A 16,377-nucleotide genomic window follows, 5' to 3' on the forward strand; every position below is an offset into this window, starting at 1 on the left:
AAGTGATGAAAAGTAGGTCCGCGTGGCCCCTGGAACCTACTTTTCATCACTTGATCGAGGCAGAAGCGGAGAACCGGGCCGGTCAGCCGGCCTCGAAGACCTGGCGGGCGACGGCGTGGGTGTCGGCCCCGAACAGCACCAGGCGCGTCTCGGTGACGGCGGTCGGGGTGGCCGAGCGCAGCACGCCGAGGGCCTGGCGGACCGCGTCGTCGATCGGCCAGCCGTAGATGCCGGCAGAGATCAAAGGAAAGGCCACTGTGGTCGCGCCCAGTTCGTCGGCCACCTGGAGGCTGTTGGCGTAGCAGTCGCGCAGCAGCGCGGAACGGTCCTCGTTGCCCGACCAGACCGGCCCGACGGTGTGGATCACCCAACGGGCCGGCAGCTCACCGGCAGTGGTCGCCACCGCCTGCCCGGTCGGCAGTCCTCGGCCGTAGTGGGATGCGCGCAGCGCCCGGCAGTCGGCCAGGATGGCCGGCCCGCCCCGCCGGTGGATGGCCCCGTCGACCCCGCCGCCGCCGAGCAGGGACGAGTTCGCGGCGTTCACGATCGCGTCCACCTGCTGGGTGGTGATGTCGCCCTCGACCAGGGTGATCTCCACGGCTAGCTCTCCTCGATCGGCTGGCCGAGCGAGCGCCGGGCCAGCAGGGTGGCACCGGCGACCGCCGCCGGCATGATCAGCACGGCGCCGAGTGGAATGAGGAAGCAGAGGAAGACCGCAACCCCGAAGCCCAGCGAGGTGGGTCGGTCGGCCTTCAGGATCGTCCGGCGCTGGGGCAGCCGCATCCCGCGCCGGTAGAACGGTGCCCCGACCAGCTCCACGGCGAGGAACCAACCACCGACCGCCGCCCCGATCACCGGGACTACCGTCTGACCGACCACCGGGATGAACCCGGCGAGGAAGAGCGGAATCCCGACCAGCGCCGCGAGCGCCACCAGGCGTACTGAGTCCGCGGAGCTGCGGCGCAACGACGACCAGAAGGGCACGTCCACCGCGCCGGGCGTGCCGCCGTACCGCTGCTCGACCTGCTCGGAGATCTTCTCGTAGAACGGGTCGCCGATGACCAGGGTGACAGCGGTGAAGCTGACCACCGCGAGCAGGCCGCCGAGCCCCAGGAAGGCCAGCCCGGCGACCACCCGGACCAGGCTGCGGCCAGTCTTCGACCAACCGTCGGCGAACGGGGTGACCAGCGCGGCGAGATCGTCCACGAAGTACACCAGGGTGGCGAACGCACCCACGAAGAGCGCGCCGGAGATCAGCGCCGGCACGATGCCGAGCAGCATCAACCCCGGGCTGCGCACATAGAGACCGAGCCCCCGCAGGAGCAGCCCCGCCCCGGCGAGGAAGCGGCCGACGGCCCCGGTCACCGGGCTGGCGATTCTGCTGGCGTCCACGATCGAGCAGCCTAACGACCGGTGATCGAATCCGCCGGGCGGCGAGCGGTACGAGGCAGGATGGGCTGGTGCGCGCCTCCCGACTGATCTCACTGCTACTGCTGTTGCAGGCACGCGGCTCGATGACGGCGGGCGAGCTGGCACGGGAGCTGGAGGTCTCCGAGCGGACCGTCTACCGGGACGTGCTGGCGCTCTCCGCCGCCGGGGTGCCGGTCTACGCCGACCGGGGTCGGGACGGCGGATACCGGCTGCTCGGCGGTTACCGCACCCGACTGACCGGGCTCACCCGGGACGAGGCGGAAGCGCTCTTCCTCTCCGGGCTGCCCGGACCGGCCGGCGACATGGGGCTCGCCGACGCGGTCGCCGCCGCCGAGTTGAAGGTGCTCGCCGCCCTGCCGCCGGCCCTGCGGGACGCCCCGGCACGTGCGGGGCAGCGGTTCCACCTTGACGTGCCGGGCTGGTTCCGGGAGACCCCGCCCCCACCGTGGCTGACTGACCTGGCCCGCGCGGTCTGGCGCGACCGGGTCGTGGAGTTGCGCTACCGGCGTGGCGACCGGGAGGTGACCAGGCGGGTCCAGCCGTACGGGCTGGTGCTCAAGAGTGGGGCCTGGTATCTGGTCGGCCGGGTCGACGACGACACCCGCACCTACCGGGTGGACCGGGTGACCGGGGTCGAGGTGACCGAGGAGAGCTTCGCGCGGGACGAGGGCTTCGACCTGGCCGGGCACTGGCGCGAGCAGGCCGGGTCGTTCCTGCGGACCATGCTGCGGGCCGAGGCCACCGTCCGGCTCAGCCCGGCGGGTCTGCGCCGGCTCCGGCACCTGGTCGATGCCCCCTTCGTGTACGACGAGGTGGTGGCCGCCGCCGGAGAACCCGACGGGCAGGGCTGGGTGGTGGCCCGGCTGCCCGTCGAGTCCGTCGGGGTGGCGTACCACCAACTGCTGGGGCTCGGCCCCGAGGTGGAGGTCCTCGATCCGCCCGCGCTCCGCCGGCTGTTCGCCGACGCGGCTGGCCGGTTCCAGGCCCTCTATCGGTAGCCGGTGACGTCCGTCGGCTTGCCCGCGTCGACCACCTCGGTGATGTAGCGGAAACCCTCAGGTTGGCTGCCGTCGACGTCGGTGAAGCCGTACACCTTGGACAGCGTGCCCGCGTCGACGGACTGGCCGTTCCAGCGGGCCTTGTCGTCGTCGGCGGCGAGCGCGGCCACCGCCCGGCCGACGAAGGCCGGCGTCTCGGAGATGAGGAAGTTCGGGTCGGTGGCGGCCCCGTCGCGCCAGTTGTCCTCGGTCACGCCGAAGTGCTCCAGCATCGCCTCGGAACGGATCCAGCCGGGGGTGAGCGCGACGGCAGTGCAGCCGTGCGGCTTCAGCTCGTGCGCCTGGCTGAAGGCGAGCCGGTTGACCGACACCTTGGCCAGGTCGTAGAAGAGCGACAGCCGGTAGTTGTCGTCGTTGTACGCCTTGGTGCCGTCGCCCATCTCCACCACCAGCCCGCCGGGCTTGCGGATCAGCAGCGGCAGGGCGAAGTGGCTGGTGATGATGTGCGTGTCGATGGCCAGTCGAAGGGTTCGGAAGCCGGCGTCCAACGGCTGCTCCCACACCGGCTTCTCCCAGGTGACCAGCGGGTCCCCACCCCAGATGTCGTTGACCAGCACGTCGAGCCGGCCCTGCTCGGCGTCGATCCGGGCGACGAGGTCGCGGACCTGCTCGGGCACCAGATGGTCGACCTGGACGGCGATGCCAGTGCCTCCGGCCTCGGTGACCAGCTCGGCGGTCTCCTCGATGGTCTCCGGCCGGTCCATCTCCGATCGGCCCGCCCGGGTGCTGCGGCCGGTGGCGTACACGGTGGCGCCAACAGCCCCGAGTTGCACGGCGATCTGCCGTCCGGCGCCTCGCGTGGCACCGGCGACGAGCGCGATCTTTCCTGCGAGCGGTTGTGTCATACCCGCGAGGTTGTCAGCGATACCTGACAACCGCCGTCCGAATTACCGAACTGTCAGTCCACCAGGCGGACGCGGACCCGACGGTTGGCCCGGCCCTTGCTCTCCACCTTCACCACCTGCACCTTGCCGATCTGCGCTGTCGACGCGACGTGGGTGCCACCGTCGGCCTGCACGTCCAGGCCGACGATGTCGACGATCCGGACCTCCTGCTCGTCCGGCGGGATCAGGTTGGACTGGGTGCGGATGATGTCCGGCAGGGCCAGCGCCTCGGTGCGCGGCAGCACCCGGGTGGCGACCGAGCGGTCGGCGGCCACCTCGGCGTTGACCAACTCCTCGATGCGGCTCTTGAAATCCGGGGGCACCTCGGGGAGGTTGAAGTCCATCCGGGCCTCACCAGGTTCCATCGAGTTACCCGTCACCAGCGCGCCGAAGTCGCGGAACACCACGCCGCAGAGCACGTGCAACCCGGAGTGGGTACGCATCAACCGGGTCCGACGCTCGTCCTCCAGCGCACCGACGACCTCGGTGCCAACCGGCGGAAGCGGGTCACCCTCAGCGGGGATCAGATAGAGGTCGTCGCCCTTGCGGGTGCCGACGATCCTGGTCTGCACGCCCTGCCACAGCAGCACGCCGTGGTCCGGCGGCTGACCACCGCCGCCCGGGTAGAAGGCGGAGCGGTCCAGCACGATGCCCTGCTCGGCGTCCGCGTGCAGGACCGTGCACGTCCATTCGCGCAGTGTCGGGTCGGCGAGGTCGAGGCGATGTGTGCGGCCATGCTGTGTGACGCCCATGACAGGGCACGTTACTCGTTGAGGAAGCCGGCGATGCGGTCCCGCAGGTCGGCGCGTTCCGACCAGAGGACGCCGGGCCGGTCGTACACGTGGAGGGTGGCCTGCGGTAGCGCGGCGGCGAGCCGCTCGGCGACCTCGACCGGGTGCAGGTCGTCGCCCGCGTTGGCGATGACCAACGCCGGCGCGGTGACCGCCGCGAGGTCGCTGGTGGTGCGCAGCGGCGTCTGGTCCGCGAGGCTGGCCAGGCTGCCGGCGAGTCCGTCACGGAGCAGCTGGTCGAGTCGCTGCCGCAGGTACGCCCAGCCGGCGGGAGTGTTGCGCACCGCTGCGGGCAGCTCCAGGGTGACGACGTCGGCGACCACCGAGGCGTCTCCGCTCTCCACGGCCTCCAGCAGGTCGGTGATGCGGTCCCCGGCCACCGGGCCGCGCGGCTGGTCGAGCACCGCGGGCAGGAAGAAGACCAGCTTCTCGAAACGGTCCGGGCTCTCCGCGAGCAACCGGCAGAGGGCGCCCGCGCCGAGGCTCGCGCCGAAGGCGCGGCTGGCACCGCCCAGATCGGCGATCGCCCGAAGGTCGCGGGCCAGGTCGGAGTACGTCCACGGCCCGTCCGGCGCCTCGGATCGGCCGTGCCCACGGAACTGGAAGAACACCTTGCGGCCGGTCACCCCACTGCCGAACGGACGGGTGGTGGCGATGCCGTTGCCCAGCCCGTGCGCGAACACGGTCACCGGATCACCGGTGCCGGTGACCAGCCGTTCCAGCTGTACGCCGTGCGGGGTGGCGACCAGGTCGGTGTCCGGTTCCGGGAGCGCCGGGCGGCCGGTACGCGGCCCACCCGGGCCGGGCCCCCAGGTGCGGGGCCCGCTGTCCGGTGGAGGGGGCCAGCGAAAACCTCTCACCAGAAACCTTTGCCGTCACCGAGCTCGCGGAGGCCGATTCGGACATCGAGCAGGTAGATCAGGCCGGCGGCGATGCCGATCAGTCCGAAGAGGCTGATCGGCCCGAAGCCGAGCAGGGTCAGCACGAGGCAGACCGCCAGGATGGCGATCCAGCCACCCTTGGGAAGTGTCCCGATGGCGGGGAAGGCGTCGGAGCGCTGCGTGATCGCGTGCACCAGGGCGACGCCCTGAACGATCAGCGCGAAGACGAGCAGGATCAGCTCGATCACGTAGCGGACTTCGAACGCGAAGATCGGCGCGGCGTTGGCCATGCCGGCAAGCTTATGTCGAGGACCCCGGCTTCGTCCGACAAGGACGCCGCCGGGGTCGTCGACAGGGTTACTACTCGGCCGCCGGGCGGGTCCGCTTGGTGGCCCGGGGCAGCTTCGCCGACGGGGTGGCGGCGGGCTTCGCGGCCTTCGGAGCGCGCGCGACCTTCTTGACGGCGGCCGGCTTGGCCTCGGCGATCTCGGCCACGTCGGCCGGGGTCGGCACCTCGGCCGGGGCGGTGGCGGTGGGGGTGGTGGGGGTGGTCTCCGCCGGGGTCACGGCCTGGGTGGCCTCGATGTCGGCGTTGACCGTGTCGGCAGCTTCCAGCACACCAGCGCCGACAACCCGCTCACCACGGGCGACCAGCGCGCCGTACGCGGCGAAGGCCCGCTCCTGGGCGGCCTGGGCCCCGGCGACCACCATGGCGGCGTTGCGGGTCGCGGCGGCCCGCAGCTTGTCCAGGTCGGCCGACTCGCGGAGCTTGGCCAGGTCGGCCGACTCGCGAAGCTTGGCCAGGTCCAACTCGTTGGCCTTCTGACGCAGCTCGTAGCCGGTCAGCACGGCCCGACCACCCAGGTCGGCGACGACGCGGGTGCTGAGGACGCCGACCACGGCGGGCAGCTTGCGCAACTGCTCGATGGCCAACTCACCGGCGCCGGCGGCGGCGTAGATCGGGGCGGGGATGCGGTTGGTCTTCGGCTCGCTCATGACGTCTCCTCTTCGGCCGCCTCGGCGGCCTTGCGTGCCGCCGGACCGGCGGCCTTCTTCTCGGGGGTGTTGGTGCTGCCCGGGGCGGGTGCGGTGCCCGCCTCGGTGACGGCGACGGACTCGATCACGGCCTCGGTCGGGGTGCCGCCTGCGGTGGTGGGACCGGTGGCGGCCAGGTTCGCCAGGTCGGCGGGCTCGTCGCCGACGTCGGTCGGGGTGGTCGCCCCGGGCGTGCCGCCGGTGGGCCCGGTGCCGCCGCCCTCGGCGGCCGCCTGGGCCTCGGCCAGCCGGGTGTTCTCCCGGCGGAACGTCTCGTAGATTTGGGTGAGGGACTGCTTCTGGGCCATCGTCAGGTCGGTGTCCACGGCGATGGCGGCGAGCACACCGTGGCCTTCCTTGTCGTCGAGCAGGCCGGCGCGCAGGTACATCGCCGGGGTGGAGACCCGCAGCGCGCTCGCCAGTTGCTGGAGCACCTCAGCGCTGGGCTTGCGCAGGCCGCGCTCGATCTGACTGAGGTACGGGTTGCTGACCCCCGCCTGCTCGGCGAGCTGCCGGAGCGAGATCTTGGCGTTGCGCCGTAGATCGCGGATGAACCCGCCGACGTCGGGAAGGTCCTTCGGTGTGGCCATGACTGCGACGTTAACCGGCTCCGCTAGCTCTTGCAAGCAAAACGCTAGCCACAGTTAGCAACGTCTCAGCACCGTGGTTGCGCCCCGCTCCACGGGTCCGTACGGTCCGTCCGTGCACAAGATCACAGTCAATGGAGCAAGCATCGCGTACGACGAGGAAGGCACCGGCTCGCCCGTCGTACTCCTGCACGCTGGCATCGCCGACCGGCGGATGTGGCGGGGGCAGATCTCCGCGCTCGCCGCCCGCCACCGGGTGATCGTCCCGGACCTCCGTGGCTACGGAGACTCGGAGCTGCCTCCGACCCCGTTCACACACCACGACGACGTGGCGGGGCTGCTGGACGCACTCGACCTGCCCCGGGCCGCCCTGGTCGGCTGCTCCTTCGGCGGGGCCGTCGCCATCGACACCGCGCTCGCCCACCCCGACCGGGTCAGCGCGCTCGCGCTGTTCGACACCGCTGTCTCCGGCAACGAGTGGTCCGACGAGGCGAACGACCTCTGGGACGACCTGGTCGGCGAGGTCGACCCCGACGACTTCGTCGCGGGCGCGGCCGGCGAGGTGCGGTTCTGGGTGGTCGGCCCGGGTCGACAGCCGGAGGACGTCGACCCCGCGCTGATCACGTTCACGCAGGAGATGGACCAGCGCGCGCTCGCCGCCGAACTGGCGCTCGGCGCGGTCGAGGTGGGAGAACTGGCGCCTCCGGCCATCGATCGCCTCGGCGAGCTGACGGTGCCCGTCCTGGTCACCGCCGGGGCTGCGGACGTACCGGACATCCGCCGGCTCGCCGACCGGATCGCCGCCGAGGTCCCCGGCGCGGTACGGCTGCCGGACATCCCGGACGCCGCGCACCTGTTGCCGCTGGAGCGCCCGGAGCCCGTCAACGCCGCCCTGCTCGACTTCCTGAGCTGACCACCCGGTCACCAGAGCGGGCGGACCGCCCCCACTGGAACTCCGCCACCGAAGAGCGGCACCTCGGCGTACTCGGTCAGCACCGGTGCGTCCACGCCGAGCCGGCGCAGCGCGGAGACCAGCACCGGCATCCGCGCCCGGTCGGCGCCGTCGTCGATCTTCAGCGCGACGGCGCCGACGCCCGGCACTGCCACCGCGATCACACCCTCGGCGCCGACCTTGGCCAGCAGGCCCGGAACGCCACGCATCAGCCGGGTGTCATCGGCCTGGGTGCCACCGACGATCTCCGGGTACGCGCGCATGGCGTCAGCCACCGTCCGCGGCACCGAGCCCGGCTCGGCGTCGACCAACCGGAGGAACGCCCCGGCCAACCCGGTCAGCGACACCGCGAGCACCGGAGCGCCGCAACCGTCCACGCCCACCGCCGCAGCCTGCTCGCCGGTGAACTCCTCGATGGCCGCCCGCAGGCGCTGCTGGAGCGGGTGCTCCGGCCGCCAGTACCCTTCCAGCGGCCAACCGGCAGCCTCGCAGGTCAGCAGCATTCCGCTGTGCTTTCCGGAACAGTTCATCTGCACCCTGGTCGGGCCGCCCCCGGCCCGCAGCACGGCCTCCCGGGCCGCCGCGCCCACCGGCAGGTCGGGTGGACAGTGCAGGGCCGAGGCGTCCAGTCCGGCCCGGTCCAGCAGCGCGCCGACCCGGGCCAGGTGGAAGTCCTCACCTGCGTGACTCGCCGCGACCAGTGCCACGTCCGCCGGGTCGGTCAACGGCAGGCCGGCGCGGAGCATCCCGATCGCCTGCATCGGCTTGCTGGCCGAGCGGGGGAAGATCGGCGAGGTCACGTCCCCGGCTGACGCCAGCACCGCGCCGGCGGCGTCGAGCACCACCACCGAACCGCGGTGCGCACCCTCCACGAACCCGGAACGGACCACCTCGGCGAGCGGGTCGCCACCCTCGTACGTCTTCGTCACGGGCTGGACGGTACCGACGGCACTGGGGTGCCCGTCGGCGGGGTGACCTGGTGGTCCACCGGCCGGGTGACAGGAGCGCGGGGCAGACCCGGCCTTACAGCCCGAGCAGCTCGCGAGCCTCGGTGGTGGTCAATGGAGGGCGCTGCGCGAGCTGGGCGAAACCCACAGCGCGGGCGACCAGTTGCATGTTCGACTCCACCGGGCGGCCCTTGGCGTACGTCACGGTGTCCTCCATGCCGACCCGCAGGTGCCCGCCGGTCGACAGCGAGGCCAGCATGACCGGAATCGTGCTGCGGCCGATGCCGGTGGCCGAGAAGGTGGTGCCCTCGGGCAGGTCCCGCAGCATCCGGTGGGCCGCGACCAGCGTCTCGGTGGTGCCCGGCATGCCTCCCGGCACACCCATCACGAAGTCGACGTGCACGTGCCCGCCAGCCGGCAGCCCGTACTTGCCGAGGAGGCGCTGCAACGCGGACAGGTGGCCGAGGTCGAAGATCTCGTACTCTGGCACGATCCCGCGTTCCTGCATCCGGGTGTGCAGGTCGACGATGAACTCCCACCGGTTGAGGAAGACGTCGTCGCCGAAGTTGACGGTGCCCATCGTGCAGGAGGCCATGTCCGGCCGGGCGTCGAGGACGGCCAGCCGAGCGGCCTCCGGGTCGGTCACCGCGCCGCCGGAGGAGAGCTGCACGATCAGGTCGGTGCTGTCCCGCAGTGCCGCCACGGTGTCGGCCAGACGCACCGGGTCGAGGGTCGGACGCGCCTCGTCGTCACGGATGTGGACGTGGATCACGGCGGCGCCGAGCGCCTCGCACTCCTTCGCGGTGAGCAGCAGCTCATCGAGGGTCACCGGCAGCGCCGGCACCTCCGCCTTGGCCGACTCAGCGCCGGTCGGGGCCACCGTGATCAACGTCCCTGTCGTCATGCCGGCGATCCTAGACGCCCGGGTCAGGACGGGTCGATCGCCGCCGCCGTCTCGCCGATCAGCAGCGCCGCGTCGTCCGGAACGTTCCGCTTGACCACCGCGAGCGCCACCTGACCCAGCTCGTGGTGCAGCACGGCGGTGCCGACGAAGCCGACCGCCCGGCCGTCGAGCATCACCGGCGTACCGGCAGTGGGCGGCTGGTCGGTGGTCACCCCGTCCAGATGCAGGAGTACGAGGCGACGCGGCGGCCGGCCCATGTTGTGCACCCGGGCCACCGTCTCCTGCCCCCGGTAGCAACCCTTGTCCAGGTGCACGGCGGGACCGATCAGGTCGACCTCAGCCGGAATCGTCCGGTGGTCGGTGTCCACCCCGACCCGGGGCTGACGGGCGGCCACCCGGATCGCCTCGTACGCCCACAGCCCCGCGACCGGCACCCCGGCGCCGCGCAACTCCGCCACCACCTGGTCCATCGCCGAGCGGGGCACCAGCAGGTCCACCCCGAGCGGGACCCGTCGGGCCCAGCCGCCGATGGGCAACGGCTTCACGTCGTACCGAACGCTGGCCCGCTGTGGCACGGCACCGTGGGGGAACTTCGGACCCGGCACCGCGACCAGGTCCGGCGCGGCGAGTCCGCTTACGCCGAGCGTGCTCAGCGCCTCCGTCGCCGCCGGCCCGACCAGCGACAACAACGCCCGCTCGGCGGTCGCGTCACGCGGCTCGACCTTGCTGAAGAACCGCATCTTCTCCAGGTAGGTCAGCAGACCCTCGGTCGCACCCGGATCGGTGTCCAGCCAGGCGGTCTCACCGTCCTCGGCGACCAGAGCGTGCTGCTCGATGTGGCCGTGCGGGGACAACACCAGCAACTCGGTGCCCTCACCGGCCGCCAGCGCGGTCAGGTGCTGCGAGGTGACGGTGTGCAGCCAACTCGCCCGCTCTTCCCCGGGCACCGCGATGACCCCCCGGTGCGACCTGTCGACCAGGCCGACAGCGGTGTCGAGGGTGCGTTGCTCACGCAACGGGTCACCGTAGTGGGCGGCCACCCCGCGCACCCCGGCTGCGACGTGCGCCGCGTCCGGCTGATCACGGCTGGCCTCGTCGATGCTCTCGACGGCCACCGCACCCGCGATTTCGATCATTTGTCGTCCCCGTTCTCGCAGCGTACGCAGACGCCGAAGAGTGACACGTGCCCGATGTCCACCCGGAACCCCCGCTGCGTGGCCAACTGGTCGGCGAGCGGGCGCAGCATCTCCGGCTCGATCTCGTCGATCGCGCCACACTCCCGACAGACCAGGTGGACGTGTTGGTGCTCACCCGCCGCGTGGTACGTCGGTGAACCGTGCGACAGGTGCGTGTGGGTGACCAGGCCGAGCCGTTCCAGCAGCTCGAGCGTGCGATAGATGGTGGTGATGTTGACGCCGGCGGCGACCTCCCGCACGGCGGTGTGCACCTGCTCCGGGCTGGCGTGCCCCAGATCGAGCACCGCCTGAAGGACGAGCTGCCGTTGGGGCGTCAGCCGCAGCCCACGGGCCCGCAGCATTTCCGCGAGGGAGGATTCGGACACGGTCCGATCATAGTTCGGCAATCGCCGCGACCCCCTGCGAGCGGCCGGCCGCCGCTACGCTCGGCTGTCATGGTGACGTCGCCGGTCGGAAAAGCCCCGGTCTCTCCGAGCCCCCGGATCGCCGTGCTCGGCCGGGGCCTCATCGCGACCGACGAGCCGGTGCTCCGCGGCGACGACCTGGGCGTCCTGCGCGGCGACGGGCTCTTCGAGTCCATGCATCTGCGCGAGGGCCGGCCGTGGCTGCGCGACGAGCACCTGGCCCGGATGACCACGGCCGCGGCAGCCGTCGACCTGGACCTGCCCCCCACCGACGTGCTCGTCGACCTGCTCGACACGGTGTGCGCCGGCTGGCCCGTCCAGGTGGAGGCCGCGCTGCGGCTGGTCTGCACCCGAGGCACCGAGGCCGGTGGCCCGCCGACCGTCTACGCCACGGTGACCGAGGTGCCGGCGTCCTCCCGGGCTGCCCGCCGCACCGGGATCACAGTGGCGATCCTGCCTCTGGGGGTGCCCGCCGACGCGCGTACCGGGCTCGACTGGTTGCCGGCCGGCATAAAGTCCACCTCGTACGCGGTCAACAGCGCCGCCCGCCGCTGGGCGCACCGGGCCGGGGTGGACGACGTGCTCTGGGTCTCCTCGGACGGGTACGCCCTGGAGGGGCCGATCGCGAACGTGGTGTGGCTCACCGGAGACACACTCTGCACGGTGCCGGCCGCCACCACCGGCATCCTGCCCGGCACGACAGTGGCCTGGCTGCTCGCCCACGCCCCCGAACTGGGCCTGAGCGCCGCCGAACGGATGGTCACACCGGCCGAGCTGCACGACGCCGACGGCGTGTGGTTCAGCTCGTCTGTACGCGGGCTCGTCGAGGTCCGGACACTGGACGGGGTGCGCCGGGACCACTGCCCGCGCACCCCCGCCCTGCAAGCCCTGCTGGGTTTCCCCGTCTAGTCAGCCGCCGACCCGGACGAGCCGGGCAGACAGGTGCGGGCTGAGCCCGTGCCCCATGGCCGCCATCTCCTGCGCGTAGAGCAGCGCACCCTCGACGATGCCGAAGAGCCGGTGCCCGCCGGTGACCTCCTTGGCGGTCGGGGTCCGGACCACCGCGTCGGTGGCGAACTCCAGCTGCGTGCCGGTGCGCTTGCCCAGGTGCAGCTCCATCACCCCGGTCGGCGTGGTGAGCACCGCCTCCAGCTCGTCGGTAGCCCGCCCGTCCACCACCACCGGTCGCCACCAACCGACCTCCCGGCCAGCCGGGCGGACCGGCTTGCTCTGCTCGTCCAGGATCCAGGCACGGGACTCGTAGTGCAGGAACGGCCGCCCGTCGTGGCTGATCCGGATCTCCTGGGCGTAGTCGAAGTCCTCGATGGTGGGGAAACCGCCCTTGCCCCGGCCACGCCACAGCCCGATGTAGGGCAGCAGGCCGTCCAGGGTGGGATGCAGCTTCGGCCCGACCCGCAGGTCGTGACTCTCCTCGAACGGGTACTCCTCGACCGGCGGCGCGTTCAGCCACGGCGGCTGCAGCGGATTCTCGCTCACCAGCGTCCTCTCGAAATGCGTACGGCAAGGTAGACCAGGCCACCGGCGAGCCCGCCCAGGCCAGCGACCAACAGGCTGACAAACCCGATCTCGGTAACCATCCCGACCATCCTATGCTGGGCCACATGGCCCGCACTCTCGTCGTCAAGGCCACCGCGGGGGCGGACGCCCCGGAGCGGTGCGCGCAGGCATTCACGGTCGCCGCGACGGCCGTCGCGGCCGGGGTGGACGTGTCGCTCTGGCTGACCGGTGAGTCGACCTGGTTCGCGGTGCCCGGGCGCGCCCAACAGTTCGAGCTGCCGCACTCCGCACCTCTGGCCGAGCTGCTGCACGTCATCCTGACCAGTGGTCGGGTGACCGCCTGCACCCAGTGCGCGGCCCGACGGGAGATCGGCCCGGACGACGTGCTGCCCGGGGTCCGGATCGCGGGCGCCGCCGTCTTCGTCGAGGAGGCGTTGGCCGAGGGCGCGCAGGCACTGGTCTACTGAGCGCCGGGGCGGAGTGCCGATACCGACCCGACAACTCGGGCGGCTGCCTACGATTCGGATGTGACCGAGGCGGCGGAGAGGTTCTTCGAATCACTGCCGGCGCGTGCCCCTGACGTCCTCGGCGGCCTGACCGACGGGACCCTCCAGATCGACCTCGGCACCGACCATCAGACCGAACACTGGCTGGTACGCATGCGGCCCGGGTCGGTGCAGGTGAGTCGAGAACGCGGCCCTGCCGACGCCATCTGGTACAGCAGCGCGGCCCTCTTCGACCGGCTGATCAGCGGTGAGGCCCAGAGTGTCGCGGCGGTGCTGCGCAACGAGAGCACGTTCAGCGGGAACGTGGTGCTCTTCCTCGCCTTCCGCCGGTTCTTCCCCAACCCGCCCGGCACCCGCGACCCCCGTGAGACGGCCCGCAGAACAGCCGGGCGATCGATGTGAGGGACCTCGTCAGCATCCTGGACGGCAACACCTTCCTGGTCAGCGACCGTCGGGGAGACATCGAGCCGTCCCAGGACTTCCCCACCGGGCTGTTCTCCTTCGACACCCGGTTCCTGTCCAAGTGGGTGCTCACCCTGGACGGCCAACGGCTGCACGCCCTCTCCATGGACGACGCCGAGTCGTACCGCACCAAGTTCTTCCTCGCCCCAGGCGAGCCCACGCACTACCTGGACGCGAAGGCGTCGGTGATCCGCAGCCGGGCGATAGTGGGCAGCTTCGAGGAGGAGCTGACAGTGCTGAACCACGGCGGCACGGACGTCGAGTTCACCGTCCGGATCGACGTCGAGGCCGACTTCGCCGACCTGTTCGAGATCAAGGACTCCCGCCAGAAGCGGGGGACGACCACCGTCACGGTCTCGGACGGCCAACTCCGACTCACCTACCGACGGGAGGCGTTCCACCGGGAGACGACCGTCACGACCACCGCGCCGGCGCAGGTCGACGCCGACGGGTTGACCTTCCGCATCCGGATCGCCCGCAACAGCAAGTGGACCACCCGGCTGCACGTGTCCAGCGTCGTCTACGGGGCGCGCGGCGAGGACATCCGGACAACCCTGCCGTACGGGGGCAGCCGCAGCGCGAACGCGATCCGGGCCGAGCAGCAGGAGCTGATCGACCGGGCACCGAAGCTCGGCTGCGACTGCGAGCCACTGGCCGGGGCGTACCGGCGCAGCCTCAACGACCTGGCCGCACTGCGCTACGAGTCGATCGCCCTGGGCGTACGGCTGATCGCCGCCGGGCTGCCCTGGTTCATGACCCTGTTCGGCCGGGACAGCATCATCACGTCGTTGCAGGTGCTGCCGTTCCTGCCGGAGTTGGTCCCGCCGACCATCCTGATGCTGGCCGGCCTGCAGGGGCACCGGGTGGACGACTTCCGGGACGAGGAGCCCGGCAAGATCCTGCACGAGCTGCGGTACGGGGAGACCGCCGGCTTCGAGGAGCAGCCGCACTCGCCGTACTACGGGTCGGCCGACTCGACACCACTGTTCGTCATCCTGATCGACGAGTACGAGCGGTGGACCGGCGACGCCGCGCTGGTCCGCCGGCTGGAGCCGCAGGTCCGCGCCGCGCTGGAGTGGATCGACACGTACGGCGACCTGCTCGGCACCGGGTACCTCTGGTATCAGACCCGCAACCCGGAGACCGGTCTGCAGAACCAGTGCTGGAAGGACTCCTGGGACGGCATCTCGTACGCCAACGGTCAGTTACCCGGCTTCCCCCGGGCAACGTGCGAGTTGCAGGGGTACGCGTACGACGCGAAGATCCGGGGCGCCCGGCTGGCCCGGACCTTCTGGAACGACAGGGCGTACGCCGACCGGCTGGAGCGGGAGGCCGCCGATCTCAAGCGGCGGTTCGATCGCGACTTCTGGATCGCCGACCGCGGGTACTACGCGCTCGCGTTGGACGCCGACGGGCGGCAGGTGGACGCGCTGACCTCGAACATCGGGCACCTGCTGTGGAGCGGCATCGTGGACGAGTCCCGTGCCGGCAAGGTGGTCGAGCACCTGCTCGGGCCGCGCCTGTTCTCCGGGTGGGGAGTGCGGACGCTCGCCGAGGACGAGGGTCGGTACAACCCGATCGGGTACCACGTGGGCACCGTGTGGCCGTTCGACAACTCGATCATCGCCTGGGGCCTGTGGCGGTACGGCTACCGCGAGGAGGCCGGCCTGATCTGCGACACGATGCTGGCGGCGTCCCGGTACTTCGAGGGGCGGCTGCCGGAGGCGTTCGCCGGCTACACCCGTGATCTCACCGACTACCCGGTGGAGTACCCGACCGCGTGCAGCCCGCAGGCCTGGTCGAGCGGAACCCCGCTGCTGCTGCTCCGGGTGATGCTGGGGTTGGACCCGCAGGGCGAGCACCTGATCATCGACCCGGCCGTGCCTCCGGGGATGGGTCGCGTCGAACTACTGGACATCCCCGGCCGGTGGGGCAAGGTGGACGCGTTGGGCCGCAGTCGGGGCCCAACGGATCAGCCGGACGGCAGCTGATCCGAGCTGGCCGCTCGGCTCAACCCGGGCAGCCGACGGTGGCGGCCACTCGGATGGCGTCGTCCGGGCCGAGCTCGGCCAGCACTGTGACCGGGCCGGTGCGATACGCGTACACCGGGGGTTCGTCCAACAGGGGGGCGTTGCCGGCCAGCGCGGCGAGCGCGGCCGTCGAGGCGGCCGGGCCGGGACCGCCTGCGGACCGCACGGTCTGGGCCAGCCCGCCACCCGGGCAGGGCGCGGTGACCAGCTCCGGCGCCGCGTCGCTCGGCCGGCCGAGCGCCCCCAGCGCCGCAGTCAACGCGGCGGCCTCCGGGCCGGTCGCGGTGGCCGCGGCCGGCGTGTAGCCCGAGCCGGTCGGCCGGCAACCGGTGTCGACGACCAGTCGCACCTGGCCGTCCACCGTCGGCCGCCCTTCGACGGCAACGAACTCCCCGGCGTCGGCGTACAGCTCCGGGCCGTTCAGCCCGGACCCGACCCGGGCCCGCCAGCTGGTCGGCAGCCGCTCGGCGATCCCGGTCAACACGGTCCGCTCGGTGCCGGTGGGCGCGAGCACGCCCACGTCCCGTCGCAACCTCGCCCCGTCGGCGAACGGGGTGACCCGGCAGCCCTCCGCGACCCTCGCCGGGCCCAGCTCCAGCAGATTGGTCGCCCCCGCCGCACGGACCAGCTCACCGACCGCCCGGTCGACCACCGGGCCGGCCTGGTCAAGGGTGCGCTGCTCGCGCACGGTCGGCGCGTGATCGCCTGGATCATCACGTTCCCGGCCGCCGCGCTGATCGCCTGCGTCACCTACCTGCTGGTCCGGCCGCTCTTCGGCTGACCGTTCCCGT

21 protein-coding genes are annotated in these 16,377 nt (G+C 71.9%); 6 read left to right on the plus strand and 15 right to left on the minus strand.

Translation table 11 applies throughout. From position 1 onward, the window contains the following. Nucleotides 1-82: 82 nt before the first annotated feature. Complete coding sequence (locus tag ACWCO3_RS18340) at nucleotides 83-598, minus strand: O-acetyl-ADP-ribose deacetylase (RefSeq protein WP_450011072.1); 516 nt, start codon at nucleotides 596-598, stop codon at nucleotides 83-85. Between the two features lie 2 nt (nucleotides 599-600). Then, the gene (locus ACWCO3_RS18345; protein ID WP_450011074.1) at nucleotides 601-1,392 is read right to left on the minus strand and encodes an EI24 domain-containing protein; all 792 of its coding nucleotides are present in this window, start codon (nucleotides 1,390-1,392) and stop codon (nucleotides 601-603) included. 68 nt (nucleotides 1,393-1,460) lie between these two features. Here ACWCO3_RS18345 and ACWCO3_RS18350 point away from each other — a divergent pair, with 68 nt between their 5' ends. Continuing rightward, nucleotides 1,461-2,429, plus strand: a complete 969-nt coding sequence (locus ACWCO3_RS18350; protein ID WP_450011076.1) for a helix-turn-helix transcriptional regulator — start codon at nucleotides 1,461-1,463, stop codon at nucleotides 2,427-2,429. On the opposite strand, the gene ACWCO3_RS18355 is transcribed toward ACWCO3_RS18350, so the two are convergent. The 6 genes from ACWCO3_RS18355 to ACWCO3_RS18380 form a co-directional block, all read right to left on the minus strand. Next, nucleotides 2,420-3,334 (minus strand): SDR family oxidoreductase, encoded by a 915-nt coding sequence (locus ACWCO3_RS18355; RefSeq protein WP_450011078.1) that lies wholly within the window; start codon nucleotides 3,332-3,334, stop codon nucleotides 2,420-2,422. The two genes, ACWCO3_RS18350 and ACWCO3_RS18355, sit on opposite strands and share 10 nt — an antisense overlap. A gap of 53 nt (nucleotides 3,335-3,387) precedes the next feature. Beyond that, nucleotides 3,388-4,125: an alanyl-tRNA editing protein gene (locus ACWCO3_RS18360; RefSeq protein WP_358163451.1), complete on the minus strand. Its 738-nt coding sequence runs from the start codon at nucleotides 4,123-4,125 to the stop codon at nucleotides 3,388-3,390. Nucleotides 4,126-4,136: 11 nt separating this feature from the next. Beyond that, the gene (locus ACWCO3_RS18365; protein ID WP_357834491.1) at nucleotides 4,137-5,024 is read right to left on the minus strand and encodes an alpha/beta fold hydrolase; all 888 of its coding nucleotides are present in this window, start codon (nucleotides 5,022-5,024) and stop codon (nucleotides 4,137-4,139) included. After that, nucleotides 5,021-5,335: a DUF2516 family protein gene (locus ACWCO3_RS18370; RefSeq protein ID WP_145778743.1), complete on the minus strand. Its 315-nt coding sequence runs from the start codon at nucleotides 5,333-5,335 to the stop codon at nucleotides 5,021-5,023. Before ACWCO3_RS18370 ends, ACWCO3_RS18365 begins: the two co-directional genes overlap by 4 nt. A gap of 70 nt (nucleotides 5,336-5,405) precedes the next feature. Further along, a complete protein-coding gene (locus ACWCO3_RS18375) occupies nucleotides 5,406-6,041 on the minus strand; it encodes a hypothetical protein (protein ID WP_358163449.1) in 636 nt (211 codons plus the stop codon). Then, nucleotides 6,038-6,670 carry a helix-turn-helix domain-containing protein gene (locus tag ACWCO3_RS18380; protein WP_145778741.1) on the minus strand — a complete coding sequence of 211 codons (633 nt, stop codon included), beginning with the start codon at nucleotides 6,668-6,670 and terminating at the stop codon, nucleotides 6,038-6,040. Before ACWCO3_RS18380 ends, ACWCO3_RS18375 begins: the two co-directional genes overlap by 4 nt. A gap of 112 nt (nucleotides 6,671-6,782) precedes the next feature. Between ACWCO3_RS18380 and ACWCO3_RS18385 the strand changes: the two genes are divergently transcribed. Further along, nucleotides 6,783-7,580: an alpha/beta fold hydrolase gene (locus ACWCO3_RS18385; protein WP_450011082.1), complete on the plus strand. Its 798-nt coding sequence runs from the start codon at nucleotides 6,783-6,785 to the stop codon at nucleotides 7,578-7,580. Between the two features lie 8 nt (nucleotides 7,581-7,588). On the opposite strand, the gene ACWCO3_RS18390 is transcribed toward ACWCO3_RS18385, so the two are convergent. The 4 genes from ACWCO3_RS18390 to ACWCO3_RS18405 all read right to left on the minus strand — a co-directional run bounded on the left by ACWCO3_RS18390 (nucleotide 7,589) and on the right by ACWCO3_RS18405 (nucleotide 11,031). Continuing rightward, the gene (locus ACWCO3_RS18390; protein ID WP_269682168.1) at nucleotides 7,589-8,548 is read right to left on the minus strand and encodes an asparaginase; all 960 of its coding nucleotides are present in this window, start codon (nucleotides 8,546-8,548) and stop codon (nucleotides 7,589-7,591) included. Nucleotides 8,549-8,642: 94 nt separating this feature from the next. Further along, entirely contained in the window at nucleotides 8,643-9,470 is an 828-nt protein-coding gene (locus ACWCO3_RS18395) for a BKACE family enzyme (RefSeq protein ID WP_357834494.1), read from the minus strand. 23 nt (nucleotides 9,471-9,493) lie between these two features. Beyond that, nucleotides 9,494-10,606 carry a CAF17-like 4Fe-4S cluster assembly/insertion protein YgfZ gene (gene ygfZ / locus ACWCO3_RS18400; protein WP_450011085.1) on the minus strand — a complete coding sequence of 371 codons (1,113 nt, stop codon included), beginning with the start codon at nucleotides 10,604-10,606 and terminating at the stop codon, nucleotides 9,494-9,496. Further along, nucleotides 10,603-11,031 carry a Fur family transcriptional regulator gene (locus tag ACWCO3_RS18405; protein WP_145778736.1) on the minus strand — a complete coding sequence of 143 codons (429 nt, stop codon included), beginning with the start codon at nucleotides 11,029-11,031 and terminating at the stop codon, nucleotides 10,603-10,605. Before ACWCO3_RS18405 ends, ygfZ begins: the two co-directional genes overlap by 4 nt. A 69-nt stretch (nucleotides 11,032-11,100) precedes the next feature. On the opposite strand from ACWCO3_RS18405, the gene ACWCO3_RS18410 reads away from it, so the two are divergent. Continuing rightward, the gene (locus ACWCO3_RS18410) at nucleotides 11,101-11,979 is read left to right on the plus strand and encodes an aminotransferase class IV (protein WP_450011087.1); all 879 of its coding nucleotides are present in this window, start codon (nucleotides 11,101-11,103) and stop codon (nucleotides 11,977-11,979) included. On the opposite strand, the gene ACWCO3_RS18415 is transcribed toward ACWCO3_RS18410, so the two are convergent. Together ACWCO3_RS18415 and mtfM are read right to left on the minus strand one after the other, a co-directional pair. Beyond that, nucleotides 11,980-12,570, minus strand: a complete 591-nt coding sequence (locus ACWCO3_RS18415; RefSeq protein ID WP_145778734.1) for an FABP family protein — start codon at nucleotides 12,568-12,570, stop codon at nucleotides 11,980-11,982. Continuing rightward, a complete protein-coding gene (gene mtfM / locus ACWCO3_RS18420) occupies nucleotides 12,564-12,668 on the minus strand; it encodes a small membrane protein MtfM (RefSeq protein ID WP_030327764.1) in 105 nt (34 codons plus the stop codon). The genes ACWCO3_RS18415 and mtfM overlap by 7 nt, the downstream gene beginning before the upstream one ends. Nucleotides 12,669-12,680: 12 nt before the next feature. Here mtfM and ACWCO3_RS18425 point away from each other — a divergent pair, with 12 nt between their 5' ends. The 3 genes from ACWCO3_RS18425 to ACWCO3_RS18435 are packed head-to-tail and all read left to right on the plus strand — an operon-like array spanning nucleotide 12,681 to nucleotide 15,547. Next, nucleotides 12,681-13,055, plus strand: coding sequence for a DsrE family protein (locus ACWCO3_RS18425; protein WP_145778733.1), 375 nt, complete (start codon nucleotides 12,681-12,683; stop codon nucleotides 13,053-13,055). A gap of 60 nt (nucleotides 13,056-13,115) precedes the next feature. After that, the gene (locus ACWCO3_RS18430; RefSeq protein WP_450011089.1) at nucleotides 13,116-13,496 is read left to right on the plus strand and encodes an SCP2 sterol-binding domain-containing protein; all 381 of its coding nucleotides are present in this window, start codon (nucleotides 13,116-13,118) and stop codon (nucleotides 13,494-13,496) included. Beyond that, nucleotides 13,493-15,547, plus strand: a complete 2,055-nt coding sequence (locus ACWCO3_RS18435) for an amylo-alpha-1,6-glucosidase (RefSeq protein ID WP_145778731.1) — start codon at nucleotides 13,493-13,495, stop codon at nucleotides 15,545-15,547. Before ACWCO3_RS18430 ends, ACWCO3_RS18435 begins: the two co-directional genes overlap by 4 nt. Nucleotides 15,548-15,566: 19 nt before the next feature. Here ACWCO3_RS18435 and ACWCO3_RS18440 read toward each other — a convergent pair. Beyond that, nucleotides 15,567-16,377: hypothetical protein (locus tag ACWCO3_RS18440; protein ID WP_450011092.1), on the minus strand; the 811-nt coding region annotated here is incomplete at its 5' end.

It is taken from the genome of Micromonospora sp. NPDC002411 (genome assembly GCF_053592955.1).

Bases quoted from the DNA above. Each gene is read 5' to 3' on its own strand.
- ygfZ (WP_450011085.1), bottom strand. From the start codon at position 10,606: ATGATCGAAATCGCGGGTGCGGTGGCCGTCGAGAGCATCGACGAGGCC.
- ACWCO3_RS18380 (WP_145778741.1), bottom strand. From the start codon at position 6,670: ATGGCCACACCGAAGGACCTTCCCGACGTCGGCGGGTTCATCCGCGAT.
- ACWCO3_RS18425 (WP_145778733.1), top strand. From the start codon at position 12,681: ATGCTGGGCCACATGGCCCGCACTCTCGTCGTCAAGGCCACCGCGGGG.
- ACWCO3_RS18360 (WP_358163451.1), bottom strand. From the start codon at position 4,125: ATGGGCGTCACACAGCATGGCCGCACACATCGCCTCGACCTCGCCGAC.
- ACWCO3_RS18375 (WP_358163449.1), bottom strand. From the start codon at position 6,041: ATGAGCGAGCCGAAGACCAACCGCATCCCCGCCCCGATCTACGCCGCC.
- ACWCO3_RS18355 (WP_450011078.1), bottom strand. From the start codon at position 3,334: ATGACACAACCGCTCGCAGGAAAGATCGCGCTCGTCGCCGGTGCCACG.
- ACWCO3_RS18410 (WP_450011087.1), top strand. From the start codon at position 11,101: ATGGTGACGTCGCCGGTCGGAAAAGCCCCGGTCTCTCCGAGCCCCCGG.
- ACWCO3_RS18395 (WP_357834494.1), bottom strand. From the start codon at position 9,470: ATGACGACAGGGACGTTGATCACGGTGGCCCCGACCGGCGCTGAGTCG.
- ACWCO3_RS18370 (WP_145778743.1), bottom strand. From the start codon at position 5,335: ATGGCCAACGCCGCGCCGATCTTCGCGTTCGAAGTCCGCTACGTGATC.
- mtfM (WP_030327764.1), bottom strand. From the start codon at position 12,668: ATGGTTACCGAGATCGGGTTTGTCAGCCTGTTGGTCGCTGGCCTGGGC.